The sequence below is a fragment of the Candidatus Pantoea persica genome, assembly GCF_013753875.1.
GTDB lineage: Bacteria > Pseudomonadota > Gammaproteobacteria > Enterobacterales > Enterobacteriaceae > Pantoea > Pantoea persica.
Genome location: NZ_SMDS01000021.1, coordinates 189,251 through 197,086, shown reverse-complemented (window position 1 = coordinate 197,086; position 7,836 = coordinate 189,251). Strand labels below are relative to the sequence as shown.

12 protein-coding genes are annotated in these 7,836 nt (G+C 54.4%); 1 reads left to right on the top strand and 11 read right to left on the bottom strand.

All coding sequences use genetic code 11. The features are described from left to right. From EIO60_RS14625 to fkpA, 9 genes are all read right to left on the bottom strand, one after another. A partial coding sequence (locus EIO60_RS14625; RefSeq protein WP_258577221.1) for a GTP-binding protein occupies positions 1–89 on the bottom strand: 89 nt, incomplete at its 3' end. A 68-nt stretch (positions 90–157) separates the two neighbouring features. Continuing rightward, the gene (fusA, locus tag EIO60_RS14620) at positions 158–2,272 is read right to left on the bottom strand and encodes an elongation factor G (protein ID WP_258577214.1); all 2,115 of its coding nucleotides are present in this window, start codon (positions 2,270–2,272) and stop codon (positions 158–160) included. Between the two features lie 93 nt (positions 2,273–2,365). Next, complete coding sequence (gene rpsG / locus EIO60_RS14615; protein WP_258577213.1) at positions 2,366–2,836, bottom strand: 30S ribosomal protein S7; 471 nt, start codon at positions 2,834–2,836, stop codon at positions 2,366–2,368. Between the two features lie 97 nt (positions 2,837–2,933). Next, positions 2,934–3,308 carry a 30S ribosomal protein S12 gene (rpsL, locus tag EIO60_RS14610; protein ID WP_258577212.1) on the bottom strand — a complete coding sequence of 125 codons (375 nt, stop codon included), beginning with the start codon at positions 3,306–3,308 and terminating at the stop codon, positions 2,934–2,936. A gap of 125 nt (positions 3,309–3,433) precedes the next feature. After that, the gene (tusB, locus tag EIO60_RS14605; protein WP_258577211.1) at positions 3,434–3,721 is read right to left on the bottom strand and encodes a sulfurtransferase complex subunit TusB; all 288 of its coding nucleotides are present in this window, start codon (positions 3,719–3,721) and stop codon (positions 3,434–3,436) included. Positions 3,722–3,729: 8 nt separating this feature from the next. Continuing rightward, the gene (gene tusC, locus EIO60_RS14600; RefSeq protein WP_258577210.1) at positions 3,730–4,089 is read right to left on the bottom strand and encodes a sulfurtransferase complex subunit TusC; all 360 of its coding nucleotides are present in this window, start codon (positions 4,087–4,089) and stop codon (positions 3,730–3,732) included. Beyond that, entirely contained in the window at positions 4,089–4,478 is a 390-nt protein-coding gene (gene tusD / locus EIO60_RS14595) for a sulfurtransferase complex subunit TusD (RefSeq protein ID WP_258577209.1), read from the bottom strand. Before tusD ends, tusC begins: the two co-directional genes overlap by 1 nt. Continuing rightward, on the bottom strand, positions 4,478–5,200 hold the full coding sequence (locus EIO60_RS14590) for a helix-turn-helix transcriptional regulator (RefSeq protein WP_258577208.1): 723 nt from the start codon (positions 5,198–5,200) through the stop codon (positions 4,478–4,480). The genes tusD and EIO60_RS14590 overlap by 1 nt, the downstream gene beginning before the upstream one ends. Positions 5,201–5,364: 164 nt before the next feature. Continuing rightward, positions 5,365–6,192, bottom strand: a complete 828-nt coding sequence (gene fkpA / locus EIO60_RS14585) for an FKBP-type peptidyl-prolyl cis-trans isomerase (protein ID WP_258577207.1) — start codon at positions 6,190–6,192, stop codon at positions 5,365–5,367. Positions 6,193–6,472: 280 nt separating this feature from the next. Between fkpA and EIO60_RS14580 the strand changes: the two genes are divergently transcribed. Further along, the gene (locus tag EIO60_RS14580) at positions 6,473–6,691 is read left to right on the top strand and encodes a SlyX family protein (protein WP_033753004.1); all 219 of its coding nucleotides are present in this window, start codon (positions 6,473–6,475) and stop codon (positions 6,689–6,691) included. A gap of 233 nt (positions 6,692–6,924) precedes the next feature. Here EIO60_RS14580 and slyD read toward each other — a convergent pair whose 3' ends face one another. Together slyD and EIO60_RS14570 are read right to left on the bottom strand one after the other, a co-directional pair. Continuing rightward, a complete protein-coding gene (gene slyD, locus EIO60_RS14575) occupies positions 6,925–7,440 on the bottom strand; it encodes a peptidylprolyl isomerase (RefSeq protein ID WP_258577206.1) in 516 nt (171 codons plus the stop codon). Positions 7,441–7,631: 191 nt separating this feature from the next. Then, the gene (locus EIO60_RS14570) at positions 7,632–7,826 is read right to left on the bottom strand and encodes a YheV family putative zinc ribbon protein (RefSeq protein WP_258577205.1); all 195 of its coding nucleotides are present in this window, start codon (positions 7,824–7,826) and stop codon (positions 7,632–7,634) included. Between the last annotated feature and the right edge of the window lie 10 nt (positions 7,827–7,836).

Below are 7,836 nucleotides of genomic sequence, written 5' to 3'. Positions count from 1 at the left end.
GCAGTCAGGGTGGTTTTACCGTGGTCAACGTGACCGATGGTGCCCACGTTTATGTGCAGTTTGTTACGTTGAAATTGCTCTTTCGCCATGGCGATAATCCTTACGTTATGCCTTCATCATTGATGAAGGCATCTGTTCACAATTTTTAAATCGTAGCTTATTTGCTACGAGCTTCAATAACGGCCTGAGCGACGTTGTTCGGCGCATCATCGTACTTCAGGAACTCCATGGAGTAAGAAGCTCGGCCTTTAGTCAGAGAACGCAACTGCGTCGCGTATCCGAACATTTCAGACAGCGGAACTTCAGCATGAATCTGCACGCCAGTCGCGTTAGATTCCTGCCCTTTCAGCATACCACGACGACGGCTCAGGTCACCGATGACGTCACCGGTGTTTTCTTCCGGGGTCTCAACTTCAACCTTCATGATCGGCTCAAGCAGTACCGGCTGCGCTTTCTTAAAGCCATCTTTAAAGGCGATAGAAGCGGCCAGTTTAAACGCCAGCTCCGAGGAGTCCACGTCATGGTAAGACCCGAAGTGCAGACGCACGCCTAGATCAACAACCGGGTAACCCGCCAGCGGGCCAGACTTCAGCTGTTCCTGGATGCCTTTGTCAACCGCAGGGATGTATTCGCCAGGAATCACACCGCCTTTGATGTCGTTAACAAATTCGTAGCCTTTCGGGTTGGAACCCGGCTCCAGCGGGTACATGTCGATAACAACATGACCATACTGACCGCGACCACCAGACTGCTTAGCGTGTTTACCTTCGATGTCGGTAACTTTAGAGCGAATCGCTTCGCGGTAAGCTACCTGCGGTTTGCCCACGTTCGCTTCAACGTTGAACTCGCGCTTCATTCGGTCAACGATGATGTCGAGGTGCAGCTCACCCATACCGGCGATGATGGTCTGGTTAGACTCGTCGTCAGTCCATACGCGGAATGACGGGTCTTCTTTAGCCAGACGGCCCAGAGCAAGACCCATTTTTTCCTGGTCAGCTTTGGTTTTCGGCTCAACGGCGATAGAGATAACCGGCTCCGGGAACTCCATACGTTCCAGGATGATCGGGTTGCTCGGATCGCACAGGGTATCACCTGTAATAACGTCTTTCAGACCGATCGCTGCTGCGATGTCGCCTGCGCGAACTTCGCTGATCTCTTCACGTTTGTTCGCATGCATCTGAACGATACGACCGAAGCGCTCACGTGCGGATTTCACTGAGTTCAGTACGGTGTCACCAGAGTTAACCACACCAGAGTAAACGCGGAAGAAGGTCAGGTTGCCCACGAACGGGTCGTTGGCGATTTTGAACGCCAGCGCAGAGAACGGCTCGCTGTCGTCAGCATGACGCTCAGCAGGCGTGTCTTTACCGTCGTCCAGCATACCGTTGATGGCAGGAACGTCAGTCGGTGCCGGCAGGTATTCAACTACGGCATCCAGCATTGCCTGAACACCTTTGTTCTTGAACGCAGAACCACAGGTAACCAGGATAATTTCGTTGCGCAGTACGCGCTGACGCAGAGCGGTTTTGATCTCTTCTTCGCTCAGCTCTTCGCCGATGAAGAATTTCTCCATCAGCTCTTCAGAAGCTTCTGCTGCTGCTTCGATCAGCTTGCCGCGCCACTCTTCAGCCAATTCCTGCATGTCTGCCGGGATGTCTTCGTAAACGAAGGTAACGCCCTGGTCAGCATCGTTCCAGTTGATGGCTTTCATTTTGATCAGGTCAACGACGCCGGTGAAGTTCTCTTCTGCGCCGATAGCCAGCTGCAGCGGAACCGGAGTCGCGCCCAGACGAGATTCGATCTGACCAACAACTTTCAGGAAGTTCGCGCCCATACGGTCCATTTTGTTAACGAACGCGATACGCGGAACTTTATATTTGTTCGCCTGACGCCATACGGTCTCAGACTGCGGCTGCACACCACCTACTGCACAGTAAACCATTACTGCGCCGTCGAGCACACGCATAGAACGTTCAACTTCGATGGTGAAGTCAACGTGCCCCGGGGTGTCGATGATGTTGATACGGTACGGCTCAAACTGCTTAGCCATACCAGACCAGAATGCGGTGGTTGCTGCAGAGGTGATGGTGATACCGCGCTCCTGCTCCTGCTTCATCCAGTCCATGGTCGCTGCGCCATCATGCACTTCACCGATCTTATGGTTAACACCGGTGTAGAACAGGATACGCTCGGTAGTCGTGGTCTTACCGGCATCGATGTGTGCGCTGATACCAATGTTACGGTAGCGCGCGATGGGTGTTGTACGAGCCATTTGATTCCTCTGATTCTCAGACGTTCAAAATTAGTCGAACCCAGCGGGTTAGCATTTTGCACGCCCGCTGGTTTAACAACAACTACTTGCCGATTACCAGCGGTAGTGAGCGAACGCCTTGTTAGCTTCAGCCATACGGTGAACTTCTTCACGTTTCTTGACTGCAGTACCTTTGTTTTCTGCAGCGTCAGAAAGTTCGTTCGCCAGGCGGAGAGCCATAGATTTATCACCGCGTTTACGAGCAGCTTCTACGATCCAGCGCATTGCCAAGGCATTACGACGAACCGGACGGACTTCAACTGGTACCTGATAGGTAGAACCACCAACGCGACGTGACTTAACTTCGACAGTCGGACGTACGTTTTCGAGGGCTACTTCAAAGGCTTCCAGCTCGTTTTTACCAGAACGCTGAGCCAGGGTCTCGAGCGCAGTATAAACAATTGATTCAGCAGTATATTTTTTACCATCTACCATCAGGATATTTACAAATTTAGCCAGCAGCTCTGATCCGAACTTAGGATCCGGCAGAATTTTACGCTGACCAATTACGCGACGACGTGGCATGGAAATACTCCGTTGTTAATTCAGGATTGCCCAAAACTCTACGAGTTTAGTTTGACATTTTAAGTTAAAACGTTTGGCCTTACTTAACGGAGAACCATTAAGCCTTTGGCTTCTTCACGCCGTACTTGGAGCGAGCCTGCTTACGGTCTTTAACACCTGAGCAGTCCAGCGCGCCACGAACGGTGTGGTAACGCACACCTGGCAGGTCCTTAACACGACCGCCACGGATCAGGATCACGGAGTGCTCCTGCAGGTTATGACCTTCACCGCCGATGTAGGAGGTGACTTCAAAACCGTTAGTCAGACGAACACGGCAAACTTTACGCAGTGCTGAGTTCGGTTTTTTCGGGGTAGTGGTGTACACACGAGAACAAACACCACGTTTTTGCGGGCAAGCCTCCAGCGCAGGCACGTTGCTCTTTGCAACTTTGCGTACGCGTGGTTTGCGAACCAGCTGGTTAACTGTTGCCATTAAATAGCTCCTGGATTTGCTTTTGCTTCGTAAACACGCAATAAATCGCCCCGTATAACTACGAGGATGCAGAATTTTAGGGCTTAGCCAATTAGGGTGTCAAGAAATAACCAGGCTTTACGTCGCTACCAAGTCATCTGCTGCTGATGTTTTTCAGTAAGCGTGACGAAACCAGTATAGTCCACTGGCATTACTTTGGTTGAAATTTGAGCAGAGAGGCCACGAGCGGTCACGTCTTCCGTCAGTACCCACAGGGTCGCGGGCGAGGCCAGCAGACGGTTGAGAACCTGGCTGCCCTCAAGTGCACCCAGCACGCCATCCTGCAGCAGCAGCAGATCGTCTTCCTCGTTCAGCAACTGCAGCAGGCTGTCGAGATCGCTGTAATAGGGTGAATGCATCAGAGTATGCAGCATAACCGCTCTTAAAAAGTGATGATGCGATCGTAGGTCGCAAGCTGCTGGCGCAGCGCCGCCGCGTCGAGTATGCCGACATCCAGCACGCGCACGCCCTCTTCCGCCAGGCCGCGCTCGCGTAGCGCCTCGCGGCTGACGAAGCACTGCTCGATATCATACAGCGCCAACACGCCGAAGGTCGCGGCGTGGTTGCGCGCCAGAATCGTTTCCGGCTGCTGGTCGGGCATCAGCTGCAACACGCCGTCGCCAATAAAGAAGAGCCCGATGGACTCGCTCAGCGCGCCGGTCGCCAGCGCGGCGTCGAGCCCTTCGCGGCCGGCGCTGCTGCCGTATGGCGCGCGGGTAAAAACAAAGGCGACACGATTCATTAAAATTGCACCAGACGATCGCAGCCGAGCGCTGCTTCCGCCAGCGCGCCTAGACCGCTGAGTTCAAAACCGGCCTGCAGATTATTGCCCGTCAGCTGCAGCCGCTCCGCCTCCTGTTCATCGGCGACGCCGCGCCGCAGCGCGGCGGCCACGCAAATATTTAGCGCCATGTTCTGCTCCTCATGATGCAGCGCCTGCCAGGCGCGCACAATATCCGCCTCATCGCTGGCCGGCGCGGTCAGCGCGTTAGCGTTCAGCACGCCTTCGCGATAGAAGAAAACGCTCTCCAGCTGATGGCCAGCGGCAATCAGCGCGCGGGCGAACAGTAGCGCACTGCTCGCCTGTTGCGTGCCGTAGGCGGGACCGGTCACCAGCAGCGTGTAGCGCATCAGCGATCCTGTCCCTGAAAGTCGCCGTTCTTGAACTGGCGAATATAGAGATAAACCGTGTGCTTGGAGATATTAAGGCGATCCGCTACCTGATTGATGGCGTCTTTGATATCGAAGATCCCCTTCTCATACAGATTCAGCACTACCTGACGGTTTTTGGCGTTGTTCGAGACGTTGCGGTCGGCCCCCACATCCTCAATGGTGAACTCCAGCGTCTGGGTTACCAGATCCTCCACCGAGCTGGCGAAGTTTACGTTGGAATCGACCTGATGCATCTCCGGCGGCATAAAGGTCGACATAATCTGCGAAAACGGCACATCGAGGTTCATGTTGATGCACAGCAAGCCGATGACGCGCTGCTGCCGATTGCGAATGGCGATAGTGACCGACTTCATCAGCACGCCGCTTTTCGCTCGGGTAAAGTAGGCGCGGGAGACGTTGCTGTCCGCGCCGTGCATGTAGTGCAGCATACGCAGCGCCAGATCGGTAATCGGCGATCCCACTTTACGGCCGGTATGCTCGCCGTTGGCAATGCGCACCGCCGAACATTTCAGATCCTCAATCGAGTGCAGCACGATTTCGCAGTGCGAACCGATCAGCATCGCCAGCCCATCGACCACCGCTTCATAGGATTTGAGAATATCGTAGTCCGTCTGCTCAAACGGACGCTGCTCCAGTAAATCGAAGTCGCTCAGTTCGCCGGGATTGAATGGATTTGACATCGAAGGCATTACCCTAAATGGCTGGAGCCTGTCTCAGCGCAGCGGGCAGACTCTTTGAGTGGGAAAGTTGTGCAGCGGATAGTCTGGCAAATGTCGCACGCTTATGCCAGAGCTTTGTCGTTCGCCAGAAATCAAACCGCCGCCCGAAGGCGGCGGAGAACAGCTTACTGAGATTTCTTCGCGTCGGCGGCAGGCGCCTGCGCTTTCTCATTGGCTTTCGGGGATGGCTTGATGTCGAGCAGCTCGACGTCGAACACTAGCGTAGAGTTGGCCGGAATGCCCGGCACGCCGTTTTTACCGTAGGCCAGCTGCGGTGGGATCACTAGCTTAATCTTGCCGCCTTTCTTCACGTGCTTCAGACCTTCGGTCCAGCCCGGGATAACGCCGCCAAGACGGAAAGAGAGTGGCTCGCCGCGCGTATAGGAGTTGTCGAACTCGGTGCCGTCGATCAGCGTGCCCTTGTAGTTCACCACTACGGTATCGCTGTCTTTCGGCGCGTCGCCGCTGCCCTCTTTCTCTACTTTATACAGCAGGCCCGATTCGGTTTTCTTCACGCCGTTCTCTTTGGCGAATTCGTCGGCGAACGCGCTGCCTTTATCAGCATTCTCTTTCGCGTCCTTTTCCATCTTTGCATGCACAGCGCCTTTCATGCTGCTTTCGAAGGCTTGCAGGGTCTGCTCAATATCCTGGTCGGACAGTTTGCTCTTGCCGTCAAACGCGTCCTGAACGCCCGCAATCAGCTGTTCCTTATCCAGCTTGATGCCTAGTTTCTCCTTTTCCTTCAGGGAGTTTTCCATGTAGCGACCAAGCGAGGCGCCCAGCGCATAGACTGACTGCTGGTCTTCATTTTTGAAGGCCGCATTTTTCGGTACCTGCGGTGCCGCATTGGTCGCAGCAGGGGCTGCGGTCGCTTCGGCAGCCATCGCCAGCGGCGCGTTCAGCGCGATGGCCATGGTGGTAGCTAAAATTTTGACGTTAAACAGTACTTTCATCCTTTCTCCAAAACCGAAGCTTTTTACCTCGGGAATTATTGCGGACTAAAGTTCCACACTATAACGGTACGCGGTAGCGGCGAATACTCCCGCAGCGTAATTACCCGGTTCTCCTCCGACCTTTTTTGCATCAGGAAGTTTCATTAGAGATGATGCTGCAACAGGCGGTATTCAACCCCCGACAGACGAAACGGCAAAGAAATCAGGTGATTCTAACCGGGGAAACCGTAGAATCAGCGCCTGATGCGAGATCCGCAGTGTCGAACTATAAGGAGAGGTCATGCAACAATCAGAGTGGGAACAACGGCTTGAAGCGCTGGAAAGCAAGTTGGCCTTTCAGGAGCTGACCATCGACCAGCTGAACCAAACGGTGGTGCAGCACGAGCTGGAGATGGCGAAGATGCGCGAGCAGCAGCGTCTGCTGCTGGATAAGCTGAAGGCGGCGGCGCCGTCGATGGTGGCGTCGCAGTCAGAAGAGACGCCGCCTCCGCATTACTGATCTTTTTGCAGAATGGCTGCGCAGCGCCGATGCTGCGTTGCTGCGTTGCTGCGTTGCTGCGTTGCTGCGTTGCTGCGTCAGCGTGAGATACTTACATACCGCGGTATGCTCCGCTCTCCTGCTTCCTGCTTCCTGCTTCCTGGCGCCTTGCCTCACCGCTTGCTCGCGCATTCTTCGATCGTAAAGGCAAAAAAAAAGCCACCTGCGGAGGTGGCCTTTGAAATCTGGATGGCTTAGTGGTTGCAGCCGCAACAGCCGTTGCCGTGGTCGTGATGATGGCCGTCGGCACCATGTACGTGGCCGTGCGCCAGTTCGTCAGCCGTGGCTTCGCGAATAGCGACCACTTCGACGTTGAAGTTCAGGTTCTGGCCCGCCAGCATGTGGTTACCGTCGACTACAACGTGATCGTCTTCCACTTCGGTGATTTCAACCGGTACCGGGCCCTGATCGGTTTCCGCCAGGAAACGCATACCGACCTGCAGTTCGTCAACGCCCATAAAGACGTCTTTCGGCACGCGCTGCACCAGGTTGTCATCATACTGGCCGTAAGCGTCGTTGGCTGGGATATGCACGTCAAACTTGTCGCCGACGTCGTGATTTTCCAGCACTTTTTCCAGACCAGAAATCAGGGAACCATGACCGTGCAGATAGTCTAACGGTGCACTCACCGGTGACTCGTCAACCAATACACCATCTTCTGTACGTACCTGATAGGCAAGGCTCACCACCAGGTCTTTTGCTACTTTCATGATATATCCTAACCGTTGAGAGCTGAGATCCCGTCTCATTGGTCTATTCTTGCGTGCAATAACACCAACCAGAAAGGTTCGGGACTGAGGCCGCGTATTCGCAACGCGTTTAACCTTAGCGTTAGTGGCGCCGATTGTATCGGAATTCAATCCCGCTGTAAGTTTAAGCGTAAAAAAGCTGCGGCATTTCGCTACTCGGGATGGAAAATACAGATCACTTGCTCCTGACTGCAAACCTGATCGCGAACCTGCTTATCCGCCTCGCGCATCTGGTGCCCACACGCCGCGCACTCCACCACGTCGACGTTGTTCTCACGCCACAGCGCCAGCGTGTCTTTCTTATGACAGTGCGGACAAACTGCACCAGCAATAAAACGTTTACGCATCTTGATTAAC